The 22,599-nt window shown below is 57.8% G+C and carries 24 protein-coding genes; 15 read left to right on the forward strand and 9 right to left on the reverse strand.

Annotated elements, in window-relative coordinates:
• Window positions 1-4 precede the first annotated feature (4 nt).
• Window positions 5-313, reverse strand: a complete 309-nt coding sequence (locus tag NA619_RS23790) for a general stress protein (RefSeq protein ID WP_255964298.1) — start codon at window positions 311-313, stop codon at window positions 5-7.
• Window positions 314-729: 416 nt separating this feature from the next.
• Between NA619_RS23790 and NA619_RS23795 the strand changes: the two genes are divergently transcribed.
• Complete coding sequence (locus NA619_RS23795; protein WP_255964300.1) at window positions 730-900, forward strand: hypothetical protein; 171 nt, start codon at window positions 730-732, stop codon at window positions 898-900.
• Between the two features lie 69 nt (window positions 901-969).
• Here NA619_RS23795 and NA619_RS23800 read toward each other — a convergent pair whose 3' ends face one another.
• From NA619_RS23800 to NA619_RS23810, 3 genes are all read right to left on the reverse strand, one after another.
• On the reverse strand, window positions 970-2,157 hold the full coding sequence (locus NA619_RS23800) for an MFS transporter (RefSeq protein ID WP_255964302.1): 1,188 nt from the start codon (window positions 2,155-2,157) through the stop codon (window positions 970-972).
• A gap of 162 nt (window positions 2,158-2,319) precedes the next feature.
• A complete protein-coding gene (gene yedA, locus NA619_RS23805; protein WP_255964303.1) occupies window positions 2,320-3,225 on the reverse strand; it encodes a drug/metabolite exporter YedA in 906 nt (301 codons plus the stop codon).
• Window positions 3,226-3,333: 108 nt separating this feature from the next.
• A complete protein-coding gene (locus NA619_RS23810) occupies window positions 3,334-4,563 on the reverse strand; it encodes a M24 family metallopeptidase (protein WP_255964305.1) in 1,230 nt (409 codons plus the stop codon).
• Window positions 4,564-4,726: 163 nt separating this feature from the next.
• Here NA619_RS23810 and NA619_RS23815 point away from each other — a divergent pair, with 163 nt between their 5' ends.
• The 8 genes from NA619_RS23815 (at window position 4,727) to NA619_RS23850 (ending at window position 13,327) form a co-directional block, all read left to right on the forward strand.
• Window positions 4,727-5,290, forward strand: a complete 564-nt coding sequence (locus NA619_RS23815) for a helix-turn-helix domain-containing protein (protein ID WP_255964307.1) — start codon at window positions 4,727-4,729, stop codon at window positions 5,288-5,290.
• Between the two features lie 249 nt (window positions 5,291-5,539).
• Window positions 5,540-7,141 carry an ABC transporter substrate-binding protein gene (locus NA619_RS23820; RefSeq protein ID WP_255964309.1) on the forward strand — a complete coding sequence of 534 codons (1,602 nt, stop codon included), beginning with the start codon at window positions 5,540-5,542 and terminating at the stop codon, window positions 7,139-7,141.
• 177 nt (window positions 7,142-7,318) lie between these two features.
• Window positions 7,319-8,329 carry an ABC transporter permease subunit gene (locus NA619_RS23825; RefSeq protein ID WP_255964311.1) on the forward strand — a complete coding sequence of 337 codons (1,011 nt, stop codon included), beginning with the start codon at window positions 7,319-7,321 and terminating at the stop codon, window positions 8,327-8,329.
• Between the two features lie 11 nt (window positions 8,330-8,340).
• Entirely contained in the window at window positions 8,341-9,252 is a 912-nt protein-coding gene (locus NA619_RS23830) for an ABC transporter permease subunit (protein WP_255964313.1), read from the forward strand.
• Between the two features lie 52 nt (window positions 9,253-9,304).
• Complete coding sequence (locus tag NA619_RS23835) at window positions 9,305-10,333, forward strand: ABC transporter ATP-binding protein (protein ID WP_255964314.1); 1,029 nt, start codon at window positions 9,305-9,307, stop codon at window positions 10,331-10,333.
• On the forward strand, window positions 10,323-11,339 hold the full coding sequence (locus tag NA619_RS23840) for a peptide ABC transporter ATP-binding protein (RefSeq protein WP_255964316.1): 1,017 nt from the start codon (window positions 10,323-10,325) through the stop codon (window positions 11,337-11,339). The genes NA619_RS23835 and NA619_RS23840 overlap by 11 nt, the downstream gene beginning before the upstream one ends.
• 255 nt (window positions 11,340-11,594) lie before the next feature.
• Window positions 11,595-12,806, forward strand: a complete 1,212-nt coding sequence (locus tag NA619_RS23845; protein WP_131651668.1) for a tyrosine-type recombinase/integrase — start codon at window positions 11,595-11,597, stop codon at window positions 12,804-12,806.
• 209 nt (window positions 12,807-13,015) lie between these two features.
• On the forward strand, window positions 13,016-13,327 hold the full coding sequence (locus tag NA619_RS23850; protein ID WP_255964317.1) for a hypothetical protein: 312 nt from the start codon (window positions 13,016-13,018) through the stop codon (window positions 13,325-13,327).
• 61 nt (window positions 13,328-13,388) lie between these two features.
• Here the strand turns inward: NA619_RS23850 and NA619_RS23855 are convergent, their stop codons facing one another.
• From NA619_RS23855 to NA619_RS23865, 3 genes are read right to left on the reverse strand one after another with little or no spacing between them, the layout of a single operon-like run.
• Entirely contained in the window at window positions 13,389-14,294 is a 906-nt protein-coding gene (locus NA619_RS23855) for a plasmid partitioning protein RepB C-terminal domain-containing protein (RefSeq protein WP_255964324.1), read from the reverse strand.
• Entirely contained in the window at window positions 14,294-15,196 is a 903-nt protein-coding gene (locus NA619_RS23860; protein ID WP_131651711.1) for a plasmid partitioning protein RepB C-terminal domain-containing protein, read from the reverse strand. Before NA619_RS23860 ends, NA619_RS23855 begins: the two co-directional genes overlap by 1 nt.
• Before the next feature lie 8 nt (window positions 15,197-15,204).
• Complete coding sequence (locus tag NA619_RS23865) at window positions 15,205-16,767, reverse strand: recombinase family protein (protein WP_131651669.1); 1,563 nt, start codon at window positions 16,765-16,767, stop codon at window positions 15,205-15,207.
• Window positions 16,768-16,847: 80 nt separating this feature from the next.
• On the opposite strand from NA619_RS23865, the gene NA619_RS23870 reads away from it, so the two are divergent.
• Window positions 16,848-17,219: a hypothetical protein gene (locus NA619_RS23870; RefSeq protein ID WP_423836863.1), complete on the forward strand. Its 372-nt coding sequence runs from the start codon at window positions 16,848-16,850 to the stop codon at window positions 17,217-17,219.
• Window positions 17,220-17,353: 134 nt separating this feature from the next.
• Window positions 17,354-17,599 carry a DUF1652 domain-containing protein gene (locus tag NA619_RS25280; RefSeq protein ID WP_131651671.1) on the forward strand — a complete coding sequence of 82 codons (246 nt, stop codon included), beginning with the start codon at window positions 17,354-17,356 and terminating at the stop codon, window positions 17,597-17,599.
• Between the two features lie 103 nt (window positions 17,600-17,702).
• Here NA619_RS25280 and umuC read toward each other — a convergent pair whose 3' ends face one another.
• Both umuC and NA619_RS23880 read right to left on the reverse strand, forming a co-directional pair.
• Window positions 17,703-18,983: a translesion error-prone DNA polymerase V subunit UmuC gene (umuC, locus tag NA619_RS23875; RefSeq protein WP_255964319.1), complete on the reverse strand. Its 1,281-nt coding sequence runs from the start codon at window positions 18,981-18,983 to the stop codon at window positions 17,703-17,705.
• Window positions 18,970-19,401 carry a LexA family protein gene (locus tag NA619_RS23880; protein WP_255964320.1) on the reverse strand — a complete coding sequence of 144 codons (432 nt, stop codon included), beginning with the start codon at window positions 19,399-19,401 and terminating at the stop codon, window positions 18,970-18,972. Before NA619_RS23880 ends, umuC begins: the two co-directional genes overlap by 14 nt.
• Window positions 19,402-19,481: 80 nt before the next feature.
• Here NA619_RS23880 and NA619_RS23885 point away from each other — a divergent pair, with 80 nt between their 5' ends.
• The 4 genes from NA619_RS23885 (at window position 19,482) to NA619_RS23905 (ending at window position 22,446) form a co-directional block, all read left to right on the forward strand.
• Window positions 19,482-20,189, forward strand: a complete 708-nt coding sequence (locus NA619_RS23885) for an SOS response-associated peptidase family protein (RefSeq protein ID WP_255964321.1) — start codon at window positions 19,482-19,484, stop codon at window positions 20,187-20,189.
• A gap of 218 nt (window positions 20,190-20,407) precedes the next feature.
• The gene (locus tag NA619_RS23890) at window positions 20,408-20,926 is read left to right on the forward strand and encodes a thermonuclease family protein (protein ID WP_255964322.1); all 519 of its coding nucleotides are present in this window, start codon (window positions 20,408-20,410) and stop codon (window positions 20,924-20,926) included.
• 596 nt (window positions 20,927-21,522) lie between these two features.
• Window positions 21,523-21,951 carry an Arc family DNA-binding protein gene (locus tag NA619_RS25085; RefSeq protein WP_131651676.1) on the forward strand — a complete coding sequence of 143 codons (429 nt, stop codon included), beginning with the start codon at window positions 21,523-21,525 and terminating at the stop codon, window positions 21,949-21,951.
• A gap of 270 nt (window positions 21,952-22,221) precedes the next feature.
• On the forward strand, window positions 22,222-22,446 hold the full coding sequence (locus NA619_RS23905) for a DUF2188 domain-containing protein (RefSeq protein ID WP_255964323.1): 225 nt from the start codon (window positions 22,222-22,224) through the stop codon (window positions 22,444-22,446).
• The last annotated feature ends 153 nt before the right edge of the window (window positions 22,447-22,599 follow it).

Consider the following 22,599-nt stretch of genomic DNA (forward strand, 5'->3'; position numbering starts at 1 on the left):
GGGTTTATGAACTACGGCCGCCGCCGTGACTGTTCTGTCCACCCTTCTGACCCGCTTCTGAAGCCTTCTCACGGTCGTTGGCAAAGTTGCAGCCGCCGCTCTGGCTTGTCTGCCCGGACTGCGAGGCTTTCTGCAGATCGCTGGCAGCATTGCCACCCGTGTTCTGCCCGCCTTTTTGACCTGCATCAGATGCGCGCTGCGGATCGTTTGCGAAATTTCCACCGCTTTTATTACCGCCTGACTGGCCCGCTTGCGATGCTTTCTCCCGATCGTTTGCAAAGTTACCCGGATTTCCACTCTTATCGTTCGACATGAGATATCTCCAGTTACTTGTAAAAACAAAGAATGGGGCGATTGCAATACAACCGCCTCACTTTATGTGAGATCTAAATCAGGACGTAGTTCGCCAGACGACGCGACGTACGATGAGCGGTTATATATATATACCTCTTTCATAACGCTTACATCCCAGACGAATAAGATAGTTGCACTTTGGTGGCAACGAAACGGCAAAGGCAGCAACTGCGCGCTGCTAGCAAACATGCCGGTTTGCCGACCTTGATTAAACCTGAATCACAGCTCAGCCGTTCGTCCGCAAAGTTTGGCCCATGACGTTGTGTCAACAAGCTGTAACGCGCCCTGGTCACTCTCTGATCTACGGAAAGCCGCGACGGCTGGCGCAAGGATGCGACTCTCTAGCCACTACCCGAACGAACTACTGGAGGCGGTATGAGCAGCAAGACGTTGGAGAAACTCGTGAAGCATTCCGATCAAAGCGCCAAGCAGCCGCTAGAGTTCTGGAAGGAGCTGCAGCGCGGCAAGTCTGACTACCGGCCAAGCGCTGCGGCCCTGGCAAAGCGAGCCGCGATGGACATTGAGATGTATTCAGCTGCGCGATAGCAAGAGATCGAACGGGCCGCCCGAATACCCGAACGACGACGCTGCTCATCGCGAAGCAGCGTCACTCGATCATTGCTGCGTTGCCCGCTCTTGCCGGAGTAGCAACCACACAATGCCCAGGCCGCCTAGAGCGACTATCGCCGCGCCGAGGAAGATGCTCTGCATGCCGATGTAAGCCGCCAGCACGCCCATGATTGCGCCGGACAGGCCCAGCGACAGATCGAAGAACATAGCAAAGACGCTGAGGCCCGAGCTGCGGTTGGCGACCCCTACGCGGGATACCACGCCCACGCCCAATGCTGGGTAGAGCAAGGAGAGACCGCAGCCGGTCAAGGCTGAACCAGCGAGGGCAAAACTTGGCGCCTCGGCCAGCCAGAGCAGGACCAAACCGAATATTTCAACCACCAGACACACCATCGCCACTGAGTAGCCGCCGACGCGGTTGATCAAATTGGGTAACAGCAGACGTGTCCCGATGAAAGCAAAGGCGAAAGCGGTCAGGCACCAGGCGGCGCCCTCCCATCCACGCGCGTTGTAGTACAGCGCAATGAACGCAGTCAGCGTGCCGTAACCAATGGTTGCCAAGGCCAGACTGATGCCTGGCGGAGCGACTTTCCACAACACCTTGCCAAACGGCAGTCGCTTACCCGGATTGAGCGGAGCATCACCACGACGCCAGGCCAATGCGAGGCCGGTCGTGGCCAGTCCCATCGTCACGACGCCCAGACTCCATAGGCCCAGCGACTGAGCCAGAAAAACGCCAAGCGGTGCGCCAATCCCGACCCCGCCATAGGCAGCCACACCGTTCCAGGAAATCATCCGCGCGGTGCTTTCGGCGCCCAACCGGCTGATGCCCCAAGTGATCGCCGATATGCCGACCAGGCTCTGAGCAAATCCAAGGATCAGTCGGCTGGCAACCATCACACCGATGCTCGCCAGCGGCCAAGATTCGAGCAGCGCCGAGGCCAGCAGAAATGCGCCGCTTATCAGGCCTGACGCCATGCCGATCAGTACTGTCTTCTTCGCGCCCCGCTCGTCCGCCAATCGCCCGGCCAGGGGCCGACAAAGCAAGGTGGTCAGGTACTGCGCACCGATAACGATGCCGGCGACGGCGGTACTGAACCCCAGGTTTTCATGGATATAGCCCGGCAATGACGCCAGGGGAATACCTATGGAAATGAATGAAATGAAGTTGAATATGACCAGCGACAGGATGAAAAAGGTGTCGTTGGTAGCCGGTTGTTTCGCAGCGGGCATCGGGTCGCCTGTCGGTGGGGTGATGCGATGGGAGTGCGCCAGCCGCAATCAGCGTTGGTCTATCGAGCCGGCATGCTAAGCGTTCTGACCGTGATCCGAACGGTTCGATCCTCGGTCACGGCAAGTCATCATACAACCTCAGCCAGATATTTCAGAGCCCGTTCAGGCTGGCTTCACTGCTACTTCCGCCTTTTGCCGTCGCCATTGCGGTAGCCCGATAAGCACAACGGCGCTGACGATTACCGTCATCGCCAGCCATTCCTCGGCGCCGATACGCTCGCCGGCAAAGCTGATACCCAACAGCACAGCCACTACCGGGTTTACGTAAGCGTAGCTGGTGGCCGCGGCGGGACGTACGTGCTTGAGCAGGTAGAGGTAGGCGCTGAAGGCTACGATGGAGCCGAGGAACGTCACGTAGATCAGTGCGAGCCAGCCGGCCATGTCCGGCATTTGCTGCAGGCGTTCCCCGCTAACCATGCTGCCGAACAGCAATACCGCGCCGCCGATCAGCATCTGCGCTGCGCTGGCCATCGCTCCGCTCGGCAAACTGAGATGACGGCTCCACATCGAACCGAACGCCCAGCTCGCTGCGGCAAGCAGGACAATCACGGCACCCAGCGGGCTGGCCTGCAGGTTATGACCCAGATTGAGCAGACCGATACCGATCAGCCCCAGCATGATCCCGCCCCACTCGAGCCCTGTAGTTCGCTGACCCCAGATCAAGCCGAACAGCAATGCGAATAGCGGCACCGTTGCGATTGCGAGCGCCGCCACCGCCGATGCGACACCAAGATGCTCGGCGACGGTCACACCGCCATTCCCGCAACTGAGCAGAAGAACGCCGACGATTGCGCACGAGCGCCACTCCTTTGCCGTCGGCAGCGGTACGCCGCGCCAGCGCAACCAGACGAACATGAGACTGCCGGCAATCACGAAACGCAGCCCGGCCAGGAGCATTGGCGGCCATGACTGGACGCCGATACGAATCACGAAATAGGTAGATCCCCAGATCAGATACAGGGCGAGAAACGCGCCCACGAGCAGCAAAGGGAAGCGGCGCGACGACATGTGTCTGCCCCAGATGGGTAATGAAGAACCATCATTCTAGGTAGGCCGCGAGCGTCTGGATAAGCACAGTCGAGGATTTGTTTGGCAGTGCAGTTCGGCGCCTGACGTCTAGCAGTTCAGACCGAAAGGATCGTCGATGCTGTGGCTCGGCTCCGTAAACCAGCGCGGACCGTTCTCAGTCATGTAGAAGTGGTCTTCTAGACGCACGCCAAATTCGCCGGGCACGCAGATCATCGGCTCGTTGCTGAAACACATGCCCACGTCGAGCGGCGTTTGATCGCCTCGTACCAGATACGGACTCTCGTGGATCTCCAGACCGATGCCATGCCCAGTGCGATGCGGTAAGCCCGGCAGCTGATAATTGGGCCCCAAGCCACAGGCTTCCAGCGAACTGCGCGCCGCTTCGTCCACCGCTTCGCAGCGAACGCCCAGTTGAGCGGCGACAAATGCTGCCAGTTGAGCCTCTTTCTCGAAGCCCCAAATGGCTCGCTGGTGCTCATTAGGTTCGCCGAACACGTAGCTGCGGGTGATGTCCGACAGGTAGCTGTGAACGCGGCAGCCTGTATCGATCAAGACCATGTCGCCGCGCTTGAGCGTCTGCGGGTATTTCACGCCATGGGGGAACGCGCTGGCCTGACCAAACAGCACGATGCAGAACGTCGATCCTGGCGCGCCTACCGCCCGATGCGCCTGCTCGATGAACTGCACCACCTCGGTCGTGCTGATGCCCTCGCGCAGGATGCTCGCCGCCGCTTTGTGCACTTCCAGCGTCATATCCTTCGCCCGTTGCATCAGTGCGATCTCAGCACTGGATTTACGCTGCCGGCAATACCCGGTAATTACGCTTGCATCGGTAAAGGCATAGCCGGCGTCGAGCAAGCGAAGGCCATCAAACATGAAGAACGGTAGCGACGGGCACAGGCCAATACAGGGACGCAGACTGGTGTTCGGCCTGATGCCCATGTTGCGCAGGCAATCCAACAGCAAACGATAGGGGCTTTCGTGCTCCTGCCAGCCGTTGACAGGCCCCTCCACCACCATGAAATCGCGAATGGTGCCTTCCTCGAACGCGGGTGCTAGGTATTCGAGTGCACCTTTTGTGGGCAGGATCGCACCAACCATGCGCTCGCTCGGGCTCCAACGCACCCCGGTGAAGTACTCGAGATTGGCGCCAGCACTCAGGAATATCGCATCGAGCCCGAGCTGCTCCATCCGCTGCTGGGCCTTGGCGATACGCATCTGGTATTCGGCAAGCGCGATCGGCTGGACACCATCCAGCATATTGCGCAGGCGTCCTAGTGCCTGCTCTTGCGTACTGCCGCTAACACCGATGGTCATGCCTGTTTCCTCAGTCGCGCTGAAATGTAGCCGGATTTAAGTACAGCTTAATTTTTCAAGCAAAGCTTTTTTTCAAGGTCACCGTGAAAAAGCCAGAAACGGGGCTGGCGTGACGTCGTGGAGCTGGCCGTATACTGGCCCTCATTTGACAAGGCGGGCCTCCATGACAGTTGATCGAATCGGCGAACGTTTGCGCCGCCACAGACGGGCTGCCAACAAGACACTGAATCAGGTGGCAAAGGAATCCGGGCTTACGGCGAGCTTCCTCTCCCAAGCGGAACGCAACCTCACGGGCATCTCGATTTCGTCTCTGGCGAACATCGCGAAATCCCTTGGCGTCCCGCTCAACTCACTGTTCGATCAACCCAGCCAGGCCCAGCCCGACTCCCATCAAGGCGAGCGCGTGCGCTACACGATCGAGGGCCAGCCACTGGCCTACGAGCGCCTGTCTACAAGCTTTCCGGGGAATCTGCTCAACGCCGTCAAGGTGAGCATGCCCGTTGGCTACCAGTCCGAACTCATCGCCCATGATGGCGCTGAATTCGCCTATGTACTCTCCGGCAGAATCGTCTACACCGTGGACGCTCGCGACTATCCGCTGGCGAGCGGAGACTCCATTCACTTCGACGCGGGCAAACCGCACCATTTGGCCAATGTCGGCGATCAGCCGGCCGAAGTGCTGACGGTGACGACTATGGGTTTGTTTGACGATTTGACTACGCGATAACTGGCACCGCTATTGCTTGGCTTCGACGACTGAAGCGCTGCCAACGAAATTCAGCACAGCTTAATTTCGGTTGACCGGGTTTTCAGCATGACTTAATTTCGAGGCAGGCTAGGCTGTCCTGAACGGACCAGCCGCCAACAGTGTTCTGCGCCGAGCGGGCGACACCCAACGGCGACACCGGCGTGCAGTGAGCCACTGTTCGGTCCACGAGACCAACCCTCGATGAACATAAAAAAGAATGAGGTTTGCATGCGAAACAACATCTCCATCCGAGCTCTGCTCGCCGCCGGATTGATCTTCGGCTCGCCCCTCAGCTTCGCCGCCAGCAACCTGGTGTATTGCTCCGAAGGTAGCCCGGCAGGCTTCGATCCCGGCCAGTACACCACCGGCACAGACTTCGACGCCGCCTCGGAAACCGTATTCAACCGTCTCGCCCAATTTGAACGTGGCGGCACCCGCGCCCTTCCCGCACTGGCAACCAAGTGGGAAGTCAGTGAAGACGGCCTCACCTACACCTTTCATTTGCGGCCGGGGGTCAAGTTTCACACCACCGATTACTTCAAGCCCAGCCGCGAATTCAATGCCGACGATGTCGTATTCACTTTCGAACGCATGCTCGACAAGGAGCATCCGTTCCGCAAGGCGTACGCCAGCGAATTTCCCTACTTCGTTGACATGGGCATGGACAAGAACATCACCAAGGTCGAGAAGCTCGACGACCTGACAGTCCGCTTTACCCTCGACAAAGTAGATGCCGCCTTCATACAGAACCTCGCGATGAACTTCGCCGCGATCCATTCAGCTGAATACGCCGATCAGTTGCTCAAAGCCGGCAATAGCGAACAGATCAACCAGAAGCCGATTGGCACCGGGCCGTTCGTGTTCAACCGCTACCAGAAAGACGCTCAGATCCGTTTCAAGGGCAACAAGGAATACTGGAAACCCGAAGACGTGAAGATCGATAACTTGATTTTCGCCATCACTACCGACGCCTCGGTCCGTGCGCAGAAGCTTCGTGCCGGGGAATGCCAGATCACGCTCAACCCTCGCCCGGCGGACATCGAAGCGTTGCAGAAAGATCCCAACATCGAGGTACCGAGCCAACCCGGATTTAACCTCGGATACATAGCCTACAACGTCGAGCACGAGCCACTCGGCAAGCTTGAGGTGCGTAAGGCGTTGGACATGGCGATCGACAAGAAATCCATTATCGAGGCCGTCTATCAGGGAGCCGGCCAATTGGCAGTAAACGCCCTTCCTCCCACGCAGTGGTCCTACGACGAGAGCATCAAGGGCACCGAATACAACCCTGATAAAGCACGTGAGCTGCTCAAGCAGGCCGGCATCGCCAAAGGCACCGAGATCACGCTGTGGGCTATGCCGGTGCAGCGCCCCTACAACCCCAACGCCAAGCTGATGGCGCAGATGATCCAGGCGGACTGGGCGAAGATCGGAATAAAGGCGCGAATCGTCAGCTACGAATGGGGCGAATACATCAAGCGCGGGCACGCGGGTGAGCATGACGCCATGCTGATCGGCTGGACCGGCGACAACGGCGATCCGGATAACTGGATGAACACGCTGTATGGCTGTGATGCGGTAAATGGCAACAATTGGTCGAGATGGTGCGATGCGGAGTACGACAAAGTGGTCAAAGATGCCAAGCGCATCACCGATCAGGGTGAGCGCACCGAGCTCTACAAGAAGGCTCAGGCGATCATCCAGGAGCAGCTGCCGATCACGCCGATTGCTCACTCAACCGTCTACCAGCCGATGCGCAACAGCGTCGAGGGCTTTGAGATCAGCCCGTTCGGCCGCAACTCCTTCTATGGCGTAGAAAACAAGCGCTGATGCTGGCAACGGACAGGCGAGCCAGCCGGCTTGCCTGTCACGTTGGTTTCACGTGCTCTGTCATTCCAACAATATTGAGCCCGACGGCCGTCACAGCCGACTAAGTCGCAGGGTTGCACACGCCGTTCCAATGGCTGCGCCGACGTAAGGCGTAGGCTGACCAGGAGTTTTGCAACGATGTTCAGCTTCATTGCCCGCCGATTGGGCCTGCTGATTCCGACCTTTTTCGGCATCACGCTTCTCACCTTCGCCCTGATTCGCATGATCCCTGGCGACCCGGTAGAAGTGATGATGGGTGAGCGAAAGGTCGACCCGGAAATGCATGCCCAGGCCATGGAGCGTCTGGGCCTGAACAAACCGCTCTATCTCCAGTATTTCGATTACATCGGCGATCTGGCCCAGGGCAACCTCGGCGAGTCGCTCCGTACCCGCACCAGCGTGTGGACAGAATTCACCACGCTGTTCCCCGCCACGCTCGAACTGGCGCTCGCAGCGCTGATCATTGCCGGAACCCTCGGCGTGCTGGCGGGCGTGATCGCTGCCCTGAAGCGTGGATCTTTGTTCGATCATGGTGTCATGGGCATCTCGCTGGTTGGCTACTCGATGCCGATCTTCTGGTGGGGATTGATCCTCATCATGTTCTTCTCCGTCGGCCTGGGCTGGACGCCCGTTTCGGGCCGGATCGATCTGCTCTACGACATCCCGCCGGTCACCGGCTTCATGCTCATCGATACGCTGCTCAGTGACGAAAAAGGCGCCTTCCTGGACGCGCTTCACCATATGGTGCTGCCAGCGATCGTCCTTGCGACCATTCCACTGGCGGTGATCGCCCGCATGACGCGCTCGGCAATGCTCGAGGTGTTGCGCGAAGACTACGTACGCACAGCGCGGGCAAAGGGGCTGTCGCCCAATCGCGTGGTATTCGTGCATGGCCTGCGCAACGCGCTGATTCCCGTGCTGACGGTGTTCGGTCTGCAAATCGGCACCTTGCTGGCAGGCGCAGTCCTGACCGAGACGATCTTCTCCTGGCCGGGCATCGGCAAGTGGCTGATCGAATCCATCGGGGCACGCGATTACCCAGTGGTGCAGAACGGCATCCTGCTGGTCGCCTGCCTGGTCATCCTGGTCAATTTCACCGTGGACATCCTCTACGGCCTGGCCAATCCCCGTATTCGCCACCAGCGCTAAAAGGCCGAAGCATGAACAGCATCGAGACCCTGCCGGCCGCTGAGCCAGCAACCTATTACCCGTCGCCGCTAGGTGAATTCTGGACAGCCTTTCGCCGCAATAAAGGCGCTCTGGGCGGCCTGATTTTCATGCTGCTACTAGTCGTCTGTGCGGTGTTCGCCCCGGCGCTCGCCCCGTACAACCCCACCGAGCAATTCCGAGAGTTTCTGCTCACGCCCCCGGCCTGGCAGGACGGCGGAACACCGCAGTTCCTGCTGGGCACCGATGAACTGGGCAGGGACATGCTGTCGCGCCTGATTCACGGTGCCCGCCTTTCCCTGCTGATCGGTCTTGCCTCGGTGGTCTTTTCACTGGTGCCGGGGATCCTGCTTGGCCTCCTTGCGGGTTTTTCCCCGACCCGGTTTGGCCCGTTCATCATGCGTCTGATGGACGTCATGCTGGCGCTGCCTTCGTTGCTTTTGGCCGTCGCGATCGTTGCGATTCTTGGCCCGGGCCTGATCAACACCATCTTCGCGATTGCCATCGTGTCCCTGCCCTCCTACGTGCGACTGACCCGAGCAGCGGTGATGACGGAGCTCAATCGTGATTACGTGACAGCCTCGAAACTGGCGGGCGCCGGCACCTTGCGGCTGATGTTCATCAGCGTCTTGCCGAACTGCATGGCGCCGCTGATCGTCCAGGCCACGCTGAGCTTTTCCTCCGCGATTCTCGATGCCGCCGCGCTGGGTTTTCTTGGCCTTGGCGTCCAGCCGCCTACACCCGAGTGGGGCACGATGCTGGCCTCGGCACGCGATTACATCGAGCGCGCCTGGTGGGTCGTATCCCTTCCAGGCTTGGCGATTCTGCTCAGCGTTCTGGCGATCAACCTGTTCGGCGACGGCCTGCGCGACGCGCTTGACCCGAAACTGAAGAACGCCGCATGAGGAACCCATCGATGCCTGATCAAAGAGTTACGCAGACGAGGGACATGCGCTCATGAGCCTCCTCGAAATTCAGAATCTATCGGTACGTTTCGGAGACGATGGCGCACCGCCCGTGGTCGACGGACTCGACCTCAATGTCGACAAAGGTGAAGTGCTGGCAATCGTCGGTGAGTCGGGCTCCGGCAAGTCAGTCACCATGATGGCGCTGATGGGGCTGGTCGATGCTCCGGGAAAAGTGACGGCCAACCGCCTTCAGTTTGCCGGCCAGGACTTGCTGACGCTCAAGGGTCGCCAACGGCGGCGCCTGATCGGCAAGGACTTGGCCATGGTCTTCCAGGACCCGATGACGGCGCTCAATCCCAGCTACACCGTGGGCTTTCAGATCGAGGAAGTGCTGCGCCAGCATCTCGGCCTCAAGGGCAAGGCCGCTCGGCAGCGAGCGCTTGAGTTGCTGGAACGGGTTGAGATCCCTGGCGCCGCCAGTCGCCTGGACGCCTTTCCCCATCAGCTATCTGGTGGCATGAGCCAACGAGTGGCCATCGCCATGGCCATCGCAGGCGAGCCCCAGCTGTTGATCGCGGACGAGCCGACCACAGCGCTCGATGTGACCATTCAGGCGCAGATCATGGATCTGCTGCTGAGTTTGCAACGCGATCAGAACATGGCGCTGATCCTGATCACCCACGACCTCGCGGTGGTTGCCGAAACCGCTCAGCGCGTGTGTGTGATGTATGCCGGGCAGGCGGTGGAAACCGGACGCGTGCCGCAGCTGTTCGATGCGCCCGCACATCCCTATACCGAAGCGCTGCTCGCCTCCATTCCGGAACATTCCAACAGCCGTCGGCTTGCGACCTTGCCAGGCATCGTGCCGGGCCGTTACGACCGGCCGGCCGGGTGTCTGCTATCGCCGCGCTGCCCTTATGCGCAGCCTCGATGCGGCGAGCGTCCGGCGCTCGAGCCCTACGATCGCGGCGAGGTCCGCTGTTTTTATCCGCGCAACATGGCGCCAGGCGAGACACCCGAGGTGCTCCCAGAAGCGCAACGCTCTAGCCAGCCGCCGGGAGACCTGCATGTCCGTTGAATCGACAGGAAGCGTGCTGTCGGCACGTGAACTGACCCGCCACTATGAAATCTCCCGCGGGCTGTTCAAACCCAGCGCCACGGTGCGCGCCCTCAACGGCGTCTCGTTCGAACTGGCAGCAGGCGAAACGCTGGCCGTGGTAGGCGAATCCGGCTGCGGCAAGTCCACCCTTGCACGCGCATTGACGCTCATAGAACAGCCAACCTCCGGCTCACTGCAGATTGCGGGTCAGGAAGTGGCTGGCGCCGACAAGGCCCAACGCAAGCAGCTCCGGCGCGACGTGCAGATGGTTTTCCAGAACCCCTACGCCTCGTTGAACCCGAGGCAGAAGATTGGTGATCAGTTGGCCGAGCCCTTGGTCATCAACACCGGGCTTTCGCGCAGCGAACGCCGTGAGCGAGTCCAGGCGATGATGCAGCAGGTCGGCTTGCGGCCTGAGCATTATCAGCGCTATCCCCACATGTTTTCCGGCGGGCAGCGTCAACGTATCGCGCTGGCTCGGGCGATGATGCTCAACCCCAAGGTACTGATCGCCGATGAACCCACTTCGGCACTGGACGTGTCTATCCAGGCGCAGGTCCTGAACCTGTTCATGGATCTTCAAGAGCAGTTCAACGCCGGCTATGTATTCATCTCCCACGACCTGGCCGTGGTTCGTCATGTCGCGGACAAGGTGTTGGTGATGTACTTCGGCAGCCCAATGGAAATGGGACCGGCCGAGTTGATCTACACCCGACCGCTGCATCCCTACACCCAGGTGCTGCTCGCAGCGACGCCCAGCATTCGGCCTGATGCAGGCCGCCCGAAGATCAAGGTCAGCGGCGAGCTCCCCAACCCGCTCGATCCACCAACCGGCTGCGTTTTCCACACGCGTTGCCCACACGCCACCGAGCGTTGCAGCGCCGAAGTGCCGGCATTCCGGCCTCTGGACGGGCGGCGCGTCGCCTGCCACTACGCGGAACAAGTCGGCGACACGTCGAAAGGAGCCGATGCAAGGCTCGCGTAATCACGACCGAACCGATCGCGCATCAACAGGTTGTTAAACCCCAGAAACGCAAAAGGCCCCGGGGTACGGGGCCTTTTGCTTGATATGGCGGAGGAGGTGTCCGCCAAACTATCGTCCACTGAAGTACACGACGGTGTGGCGATCCCTATGCCAGATGGGGTCTCCAGCGTATTATTCGTTCCTTTACATCCATAAAGGTCCACCAGAATCCAGCACCAAAGTGTGGACCAAAGTGTGGACTCAGGAAATAGGGTCATGGGTAAGCTAACCGCAAAAACTACAGAAAAACTCATTCGTGCTGGTGTCCCCGGTCTCACCGGTGACGGCGACGGCCTTTACCTGAAAATCAATTCAGGGGGAGCGGGAGCCAGCTGGGTGTTCCGATACAAGGTCCAGGGAAAAAGCCGTTATATGGGGCTGGGAAAATATCCCGAGACGAGCCTAAGCGAGGCTCGAGAAAAAGCCCTCGAACCGCGAAAATTATCCAAATCGGGCGTGGATCCGCTTGAAGCTCGGGACAAAAGTCGGGAAGCGAAGCGCCAGTTGCAGCAAGCGGAGCTCGCTAAGGCAACTCCGTTTAAAGACGTTGCCGGCTCTTACATTGAGGCCCACCGAAGCGGCTGGAAGAATGCCAAGCATGCTCAACAGTGGGAAAACACACTCGCTACCTATGCCGAGCCGATCATCGGGCACCTACCGGCTGCGGATGTCACCACATCGCATATCTTAAAAATTCTTCAGCCTATATGGACGCATAAACCTGAGACAGCCAGTCGCCTTCGCAACCGCATCGAGCTGGTTTTAGATGCTGCTAAGGCACGTGGCCTACGTGAAGGTGAGAACCCAGCGCGATGGCGCGGGCATTTGGACAAATTACTTCCTAAGCGATCAAAAGTACGCGCTACCTCGCACCACAACGCGCTGCCTTGGCCTGAGCTTCCTGTTTTTTTCGGTGAGCTGACGAAGCATGACGAGCTAACGCATAAGGCCATACGGCTTACCATCCTGACGGCTTGCCGTACGTCTGAAGTACTAGGCGCAATGTGGACTGAGATTGACCTTGACGCGAGTAGCTGGGTAATTCCTGCATCACGGATGAAAGGCGGTAAGGCGCACAGAATCCCCCTGTCCGAGGCTGCGAAGGAAACGCTACGCAGTTTGCCGAAAATTGCAGGCAACGCACACCTTTTCCCTGGCGCTCGCACCGGCAAACATCTGTCGAACATGGCGATGTTAATGGGGCTGCGGCGGATGGGACGCGGTGATCTCACCATGCATGGCTTCCGCAGTACCTTCCGCGACTGGGCTGCAGAGCAGACCAACTATCCGCGAGAAGTGTGCGAGATGGCACTAGCTCACAGCACGGCAGGAAATGTCGAGGCGGCTTACTGGCGGGGGGATATTTTGGAGAAACGGCGAGCCCTGATGACTGACTGGGCGCTGTATGCGACAGGGCGACTAGGTTAACGCCAGGAGACCCGCTGCGGTGATTCGGCTTGCTGACCAGATATGTAAAGAGTCATGACAGCAAGCTGCAAAGCTTCGCTATCCCCTTTACCGTAACCGCGCCAAAGGCGGAGCACAGCTGTACGTCACGCGTAAAATGCCAGACAAAACCTGCTGCCTTTGTTTACCTGTTTATGCGAACAATATCGACCTGTCGCAAATGACGACATATGTTCAAGTTGTCGGCCGTACTCACGGCAAGTGAACAGAGGGAATTGGCGATGGATGCGATGAGCATAGCGTGGGTGGTGATGGGCGGTTCGTTTGGCTTGGTACTAGTACTGACAATCGGGCTCTGGCTGCAATGGCTGCATACACAGCAATACCAGGCGGAGCTCAGTGTGCTGCGCGGCCTCGTACAGAGCCTCGGCGAAATCATCCGGCGGTTGGAGAGCGAGAAGGCTGAACTGGCCGCTGGCCTGAGGGCTGAGAAGGGACAAGTAGAGCATTTGAAGGGACAGCTCTTCCGAGCAAGTCGGTAAGGATCCGAGCTGCTCCCAATTGAGAAAGCTAACGCAGCAACCTTCGCTATCCGGGGCCGAATTACTCACGCTCTAAATGTCGAGCATCAGAACTGACCGCTTCCATGATCGAAACCAGCTCTTCCAGCAAATCGGCATGATGATGATGCAGGTATCCTGAGATCGCTTCGTTTCTAAGCATTCGAAGGAGGTATCCTTTAGCGACCACTAGCACCAGCATAGTTTCACCCAATGTATCCTCCACTTGCTTGTAGTCGTGCTGAAGGTTCTCCATCTCGCGTTCCATGCGGGCAATGTCGAGGGCATTGTCGTCGCCGCTAGGCTTTTTCTTTCTCTCGGTGAGCATTTCCGGTCGCGTCGCCGCCAGGACCATCTGGGCATAGCTCAGCGTGAAGCAATTAGCTGACATCATCATTTCGACGGTTTCGATCTGCCGCATCGGTTTCATTTTTCGCAGGACTCGAAAGACATCCTGGGCAACCATCTTGACCTTGAGCATCTCAGCGACCTCAGGTGCAATGCCGTCCAACAAGCTGCGCCGGTGATGGATTCGATCAACATTGACGCCAAGCACCCGTGCAATCCGTGCAGGGTCAATTCCTTTATTTAGTGCAGCAAGAATCATCTTGTGCTCTTGTATCGGGGTTAATCGATTGATTTGACGGTTGTAGGTGAAGCCTTCGTCATCCGTGGATATCAGGCATAGAGCGTCTACCCCACCTAGCTCCTTCAGGGCCTCCAACCGAAGATGTCCATCGAGCAGGATGTAGGAAGCGACACCTTGATCCACGGCCGGTTGGGGATGCACTGCCAACGGCTCGACCACCCCGAGCTCTCGAATTGAGCTGAGAATGGATGCGTATTTCTTGCTGCCTTGGATGCCCTTGTCCACTTGGCGTGTCGGTAGGATGCGATCCAAAGGGATCGCAACGACCTGTTGTTCAAATGCCTGCTTTACCTGTCCCATCATGTCGCCTCGCCGTTGATACGGTCCGCTAGAGGCCGCGGCATATCTTGAATATCTTGATTGCGTAGCAGCGCGGCGAAATAGTCGTCGGCCAGCAGCTTTCTCACTGCAGTAACGATGATCAGCAAGCGCTGCTCGCTGATGTCTGCTTTTTTGATCATCACCTTCTGGCGTCGAACTTCGGCCTGGTAGGTATTGAGCAATTTCTGGGGAGTGGTGGGACGATCGGAATGGGCTCGTTGCCCATAGCGTTTGCCGATCGCGTTGCGCCTGTCGATCAGCCGTCGCACCTTAATTAGCTGCTCGCCCTTGAGCACACCGGTTTCGTAAGCCTCGATCATGGCTTGCTGGATTTCACCGTCGTCAGATCGGGCGATTTCCGTGGCGATTTTCATTGGTAGCCAGCCTTTTTCAACCGCCGAAATCAAACGCTCCTCCCCCTGCCGTAGTAAAAGCAGAATGCAATTGATGTAGGTCGGGTCTAGGCTCGTTTTGCTCGCGATCTCTTTAACGGAATAGCCCCGTTCCGAAAGAATCTGGATAGACATGAGCAGGTCACGATTGGAGTGTTTTCTGCGAGCGAGATTTTCCACGAGACTAATCAGAAATCGATCCGCCTCGCTGGCACTGACAACGATGCAGGGAATGCTCGCTTCTCCAAGCGCTTGAAACGCCTCGAAACGTCCCTGGCCGCAGACAACCTCGAAACGTTCGCCGCCGCCGTCGGTGGTGCAGGTCACTGTGATCGGCCGTTTGAGCCCTATCGTTGCGATGTTTTCTACTAGTTTGGCAAATACCTGCTTGTTGCGTACCCGAGGATTGAGCACCCTGATCCGATCAAGTGGGATGAGCCTGATGGTTGAGGCATCTGAAATATGAAGCGCAGCCTTTTTCGCCGACATGGAGGTCGTCATGCTGTCCTCCTGTACGCACTGCGGCGTGACAGTTGCGAAATGACTTCCAGTGAATCGAAGCGATAGATTTCAACGTCGGCCTGGTTGTTGTCGGCCACGCGTAGCTGGGACGCGGTCATGTCGACGGTTGGAAGCACGTAGTAATCGAGGGCGCGCTCTTCGCCCTCGCACATGCGCACTGCAACCGTTAGGTCCGGATTCAAACCCAGATCGAAGCGAATCTTCCAACGTCTGGCACCTGCAGCCGTAAACTGGCACCTGCACAGAACCACCGAGAGCCTTATCTCTTGATTGATAGACAGCATCCCGGTGTCATCTTCGATATCGACCCGTCCACCTACGGCTCTGATCTGATTGATCGTTTGTTGAAGGAGCCCCGGATGCAACAGGCGCAGCCGACGATTTGCCTCTAAATACTGATAGTCCCGACCAGGCGTATAGCCAATCAGCGAATAGCACCGCAGCAGACTGCCAAATCGATACTGGTAGGCACTGCTCGACGGGCAGCCCTCTGCTTCATCAATAACCAGCCCTGATAAACATCCACAGCGCTCATGGATGGTCCTGAGCAAGCGAAGCATCTCCTCGTCCGGCATACGGTACGAGCGTGCGTCAATGATTGCTCTGGCGGCTTTGAAAAGAAGTTCGCTCACAATTGGCCGATAGGCCCCATCTGCCCTCACCCAGTGCTCTGGCCCGTTTCGCCTCCGTGCCTGCTTCAGCTTAAAAGACGTTCGGTTCCATACATTGTTGCCAATGTACTTCTCGTTGATTAGAACTTGGTGGACGGCACCACGGGACCAGGGCCGGGATAGATCGGTCAGGATGCCGCGAGCGTTCAACCAGTGCGCGATCTCACGCTCGCTTCTGCCCTCGTCTACGAATAGCCTGTAAATACGTTGAACGAGCTCGACCTCTTCACTGGGACCGGGCACGAGCACCACTCTGTCAGTCTGAATGCTCTTGTGCTCGCCAACGCCCAGTTCGTACTTCGGCAACCCCGACGCGTCTAGCAACTGGCGGCGCAGGCCATACCCTGCGGCACCACCTTGCCGATACCCCATTTCGATCAATCGGGACTGCCCCGCAAAGACTTTGACGGACAGCTCCCGGCTGTACTCGCCCGCCATCATTCGCTTAACGCTTTTGATGATGTTGGAGACGGGTGAGCCGTCGTTAGTGAACTGCTCAGCACAATACTGAACAGAAACCCCCATCTGCCGACAGCGTACTTCGTAGCTTGCGCTTATATCTGGATCCTGAAATCGTCCCCACCGACTAACGTCATAGACCAAGATGGTCGAATAGTTAGCGTGGCCGCTTTCGACATCTTGAAACAGTTGCTTGAGCGCATCTCGCCCTTCAAGCAGAAGACCACTCTTCCCCGCATCGGTATACACCTGCACGATTTCAAGGGAATGGGCTGCTGCGTATAGCCGGATGGTGTCGAGCTGATTTTCCGTCGAGTACTGCTGATGCTCAGTGGACATTCGGACATATGCCGCTGCCAGCGAAGAGCTGGAAGAGGTATGTGCATAGTTTCCGACATTCGTTTGCATCGGCAGTTAGCCCTCAGCAGGGCCATCGTTTCGGCAGAGGTTTACCGCGAGGCCATTTCAAGATTTGGAAAAGATAGAAGATGGAGACCCGAAAAATGATGACGAAAACGGGCAATTCTTTTCTCAGTCACGAGCAGTACGCGGAGGATTTAGCCAAGGCGCTGCGTTTGGAGCTGGGAACAACTCACCAGGCGGCGAAAACATTAATGCGTTGGACGAACGCTAACGAAAGGACTGTAAAAAACTGGATGGCGGGCTCCAGCGGGCCTAGAGGCGAACATCTCATTGCCTTGATCAAAAATTCTGACGTGACGCTAGCTGCAATAATGGCCATGGCGGACAGGCCGTTTGCCGGAACGGTCCTTGAGCTCCCGTTGCTACGGAAAAGACTTCAGGCAGCAGTCGAAGGAATCGACGCCTTTCTCTATCTGGGCGGTGTGCAGATAACGTGACACGGACGCCTTTGGCCAAAGCAATGGATAACGCTCAGAATCGCTCGAATGGGTCACGTTTCAAGCTAACCGATGTTTACCGTTAGCTCCTTACTAGCTACCGTGCCGCACTTGGACAACAAGGAGGTTCTCCAATGATCACGAAGCGCCAATCCCTAAGCGCTCGCGTAGAACTCGAGCGCGCATTCAAACCCCTCTCATGCAGTTTTCGGCACGACCAGTTCAGTGTCCGGCTCCACGTATATGAGCGGGAAACAGGTCAGACCCACCTCATCGTTTCAGGCATACCCATTTCACAGGTCGCAACCAGCCAAGGTATCGCTAAGCTGGTATATGAATTGCGCGACGAGCTTGAGGGTTTCGCTCTCAGACGCGCCTAGGTCGGGACGACTATTTTCGATGAAAGCCTAACAGAGCTGCGATGTGGCATCTCGGCCTTGCTGCCAGCACTGCGCGCGGTAAAAGGCTTCCCTACCTCTCCGCTTATTTACACTGCACCAGCCAAAGCTGATCGATGCGCGTCGTAAAGCTTTGACTCATCATGTCCCGCCGCATGCCCCAATCGGGCTCGGTGGGTACGCGACCCGGCCTTAGCGTATTGCGCCCCCACTTCGCATTGATAGCATCGAGCACGCCCATGACCCGCTCAGAAGCGGCGGGCTGGGTTTCGGCAAAGAGATCATCGGTGTACTCGCCGCGCTGTCGAAGATCCATCAGCAGCACCTCGGCCTTGCTGAACGAAAAGCCCTCACGATATACGTGCTCCAGGCCAGCGATGGCCGCACGGGTGATGTATCTGGTGTCGTCCGTTGGATAGGGCAGCTCACAGACCACTCCCTTAGCAAACTTGGGTTCATCTGGATTGAACATCCCGGTGCGGATACTCACCCGCACGCGTTTGCACATGGACTGTTGAGCCCGTAGTTTCTCAGCGGCTCGAGCGGTATACGCTGCCACTGCCTCCCGGATCGGCGCGAGTTCGGTGAGGCGCTTGCCGAACATCCTTGAGCAGCAAATCTCCTGCTTGGCCGGTGCTGCTTCTTCCAGATCGAGGCACTGCGTACCACGGAGTTCACGTGCTGTTTTCTCTACCACAACGCTGAACTGCTTGCGCAACGTCCAAGCGTCCGCGCAGGCAAGATCCCAAGCGGTGCGGATCCCGATGCTATTTAAGTGCTCGGTCATACGCCGGCCGATGCCCCAAACGTCGCTCACATCCGTTACGCGCAAAACCTTGTCGCGCCGCACTGGATCAAGCAGGTCCACTACCCCGCCGGTTTGCTTTTGCCAGCGCTTCGCCGAATGGTTCGCCAGCTTCGCCAGCGTCTTTGTACCAGCGATACCTACCCCGACCGGAATGCCTGTGCATGCGAGGACCTGCGCGCGAATGCGCCTGCCGAGCGTTTCCACATCAGGCACGCCAGTCAGATCGGCGAAGGCTTCGTCGATCGAATAGACCTCGACAGCCGGGACCAGCCCCTCGATAACCGTCATCACCCGTTCGCTTATATCGCCATACAGTGCGTAGTTGCTGGAGAACACCACCACACCCCATCTCTCCAGGTCGCGACGAATCTGAAAGTACGGTGCGCCCATTTTGATGCCCAGTGCTTTGGCCTCGGCTGAGCGAGCAATCACGCAGCCGTCGTTGTTCGAGAGCACTACGATCGGGGTGCGTCGCAGGTCCGGTCGGAAGACTCGCTCACAGCTGGCGTAGAACGAGTTGCAGTCGATGAGGGCAATCACCCGCTCAGTATTTGCCATGGATTCTGATGCTGTAAGGCACCACCCCCCAAACATAGAGCTCCTCGCTTTCTAGCAGATAGCGCGGTGGGTATTTTGGGTTGGCCGAGCGCAGGATGACCTGACCGCCGTCTCGATCAAAGATCTTAACCAGGGGCTCATTGTTAAGCGCCGCGATGATGACCTCGCCTTTCTCCGCATTGCGCCCTCGTTCGACGACCAGTATGTCCCGGTCGAAAATACCGACGTGAATCATGCTGTCGCCACCCGCACGCGCCAGGTAGGTATGAGGCGCTCGGATGTTCATCAACTCATCGAGCGAAATACTGCCCTCCAAATGATCCTGTGCCGGGCTGGGAAACCCGGCCGGCACGACGAAACTGAAGAACGGCAGCGCAATTGTGGAAGGAGTGGTGGGTCCCAAGATATGAACGGGCATGGCGAAGACCTTGATACTGTACATCTGTACAGTACGCTTAGCATCAGGTCCGGGTCAATCGAAGTAGACGTGGAGGCAGTATGTGTGGACGATTCGCTCAGTACAGAGAAGCGTATGAGTACTTGGACAAGCTCGGCATACAGCTGCCCCTGCTTTCAGGGGTGAGTCCTGAGCCAATCGGCCGCTACAACGTACCGCCACAATCAAAGGTCCAGCTGCTGCATCAGGACGAGGACGGGCTTCGCATGGAGCCGGTCAAGTGGGGGTATGCCCCGTTCTGGGCGCAGGGAAAAAGGCCTCAAGCGATCAACGCCAGGGTAGAGACGGCAGCCACATCGAAGTTCTTCCGAGACGTTTGGAAGACTGGCAGAGCAGTCGTGCCAGCAGATGGCTGGTATGAATGGAAGAAGCACGAAGTCAATCCGAAGCTCAAGCAGCCCTATCTGATCCAGCTGAAAACTGGCGAGCCGTGCTTCTTCGCAGCGATTGGCCAGTTCCAGCGCCACGGTATGCTTGAGCCGAAAGACGACGATGGGTTCGTGATCATCACCTCGTCCAGCGACGCTGGGATGCTGGACATTCACGACCGCAGGCCGCTTGTGCTGTCACCTGCGTGTGCCGCTCATTGGCTGAATCCGGAACTGCCGCCAGATGAAGCCGAAGAGATCGCCATCAAGCATGGTCTATCGGTCGATGAATTTGACTGGTACCCCGTGTCGGCTGCGGTCGGCAATGTGCGAAACGAGGGCGACCACCTTATAAAGCGGATCAGCGATCCGGTGCTGTAGCTGATGAGACTCGGCTCTCTGTTCGGCAAGTGGTCGGCCTGATAACCTCCCGCGCCTCTACTCGCTCGGACCCCATCATGCTTCGACTCCTACTTGCCGCCTTGCTCGTCACCGCCTTTCCAGTTGCAGCCGAAACGGTTGATTGCCGTGTTGTCGGGATTAGCGACGGTGACACGTTCACCTGCCTAACCTCAGCAAAACAGCAAGTGAAAGTTCGGATGGCCGAAATCGATACGCCGGAGAAGGCGCAGCCATATGGGACCCGAGCTCGTCAGGCGTTAGCTGAATACATCTTCGGCAAGGACGTGACGCTGACTGTCCAGGATCGCGACCGGTACGGCCGGACGGTTGCACGAGTCAAGGTCGGCAGCACTGACGTGAACGCCGAAATGGTCCGCACTGGCTCCGCCTGGGTGTACCGCGACTATCTGAAGGACCGGTCTTTGCTAGACCTAGAAACCACGGCCAAACATTTCAAGCGCGGCATCTGGTCCTTGCCCAAATCTGAACAGCAGGCCCCCTGGGACTGGCGGAAAGAGCGCAGGAACGGTAGGTCGGCACAGCAGGTCACTGCTCGCGCACCAACCCAAGCTGCCGGCGCTTTCACCTGTAGCGTAATCAAGTCATGCAAAATGATGAGTGGGTGCGCAGAGGCACGCTATCAGCTGCCGCAGTGCGGCAACCCTCGCATCGATGGGGATAACGACGGCACACCATGCGAGGCCATTTGCCGGTAAACCTCAGCGCGCTGCGCAGCTGATCGCAGCTTCAAGATGAAATTTGTTGCTTGCGATTAGCGTTGGCAGGATATAAAGCCCCGCCGAAGCGGGGCTCGATTGAACGTGTTTACAACCTATGATCCCAGATCGCGCGCTTTACACAGCGGTCCATCAGCCATCCAGGCTCGGTGCGCATCCTACGCCACTGCGAACCAGCAACATGCGGCTGCGGCCACTCTTGGATTCTAAGCTGCGCCTCGCAAGCCCTTAGATCCGATAGCGCTTCGGTCTGATCTCGGCGAAGCAGCCTAAAAATGCCCCCGCCGTGGCCGTGATCCATTAAGCAGTAGCCGTGGTTGCGTATGGATCCGCTTGCCGGAGCTGATTGTGTCCACTGAATTGATAGAGATCATTTTGTCCTTTGCGCAGAGGCCAAGAGGGCTACCTCGCAGTACGCTGAGCTTCAGCTTGGCCAGCGATGCCCTTCGGTAAACACCAGTTGCGATGCCAGCGCATCTCTGCTTTGATGCGCGCCCATAAACCACGGTGGTTCAAGCATAAAACTAACCCACCGTAGTCCCCATCACCAAAACCACCGTGGTGCAACATCAGCAATGAGTAGAGAAGACCCCCAATTCAAGTTGCGTTTGCCAACGAGCCTCAAAACGCGCGTCGAGGAAGCAGCTGTCCTGAATCGGCGCTCTATCAATGCCGAAATTCTTGCTCGCCTAGAGCAATCGTTCTCGCCTGCAGACGTACCGGTAGCCTCATCCGCTCCACTGACGCCCGCTGAAGAGTGCCGCATAATCGATAGCCAGGTGGCGAGAATCCTGCGCGATAAGATATTACGGGCAGTAGACGAAGCCATTGCTGAAGCAACGCTGATAACGGAAGAACCCGTGTCGAAAGAAGCTTACGAGTCTGATGGCAAGAGCAATTCGCACGAACCGAGCCGCAAGACCATCGCCACAATGAAAGTCGGCAGCAGGTCGATTGAGGTCGAAGTTCGAAAGAAAAAGCACTTTGTAAAGCGCAGCACCTGACAGCAGCCTTTAACAAATCGTGCCTGCGACGGTGACCGAAACCATTCGTTTTGCATAAACCTCCTGAGAGCGTCTCGCCGACAGGTGCAAATGCATGGCAGGAACTCTACGGGATGCCTTCGGCCAATTGCGCCGACACCGTCGCCTAGTCAGGGTAGCTTGCGAGTTGCACCTAAGCGGCCTGACAGCGCGACTGACATGCTCGCTTCCTCATCAGAACCTCCGTCCCGTTAAGCGCTCTACAGCTTTACAACCTCAGAGGATGCAACGATGGACAACTATCACATTGTTTCGACGGATTCTGGCTGGGAGCTACGCAAGGAAGGTGCAGCGAGAGCATCAAAGACAGCCGGCACGAAAGATGAATTTCTCAACATGACGGGCACGCTTATGGAGGGCAAAACTGCATCAGTAAAGATTCATAAAAAGGATGGCGTCATCCAGGAAGAGCGAACCTATCCCCGAGCAGCGGACCCACGCGAGACGAAAGGTTAACGAAGCGCGCTCCGTTTAGGAGCACTTGACCTCTATGCTTTCTGCGATCGTCGTGAATGGACGCGACCACAGTGGAGGTTGAGAACTGAGAACTGGTCTAACGGTTAAGCTGACGGGACCGTCTGACTAGTGGGGCTGCTATCGGCCCAGAGC

This window comes from Stutzerimonas stutzeri, from assembly GCF_024448895.1.
Lineage (GTDB): Bacteria > Pseudomonadota > Gammaproteobacteria > Pseudomonadales > Pseudomonadaceae > Stutzerimonas > Stutzerimonas stutzeri_Q.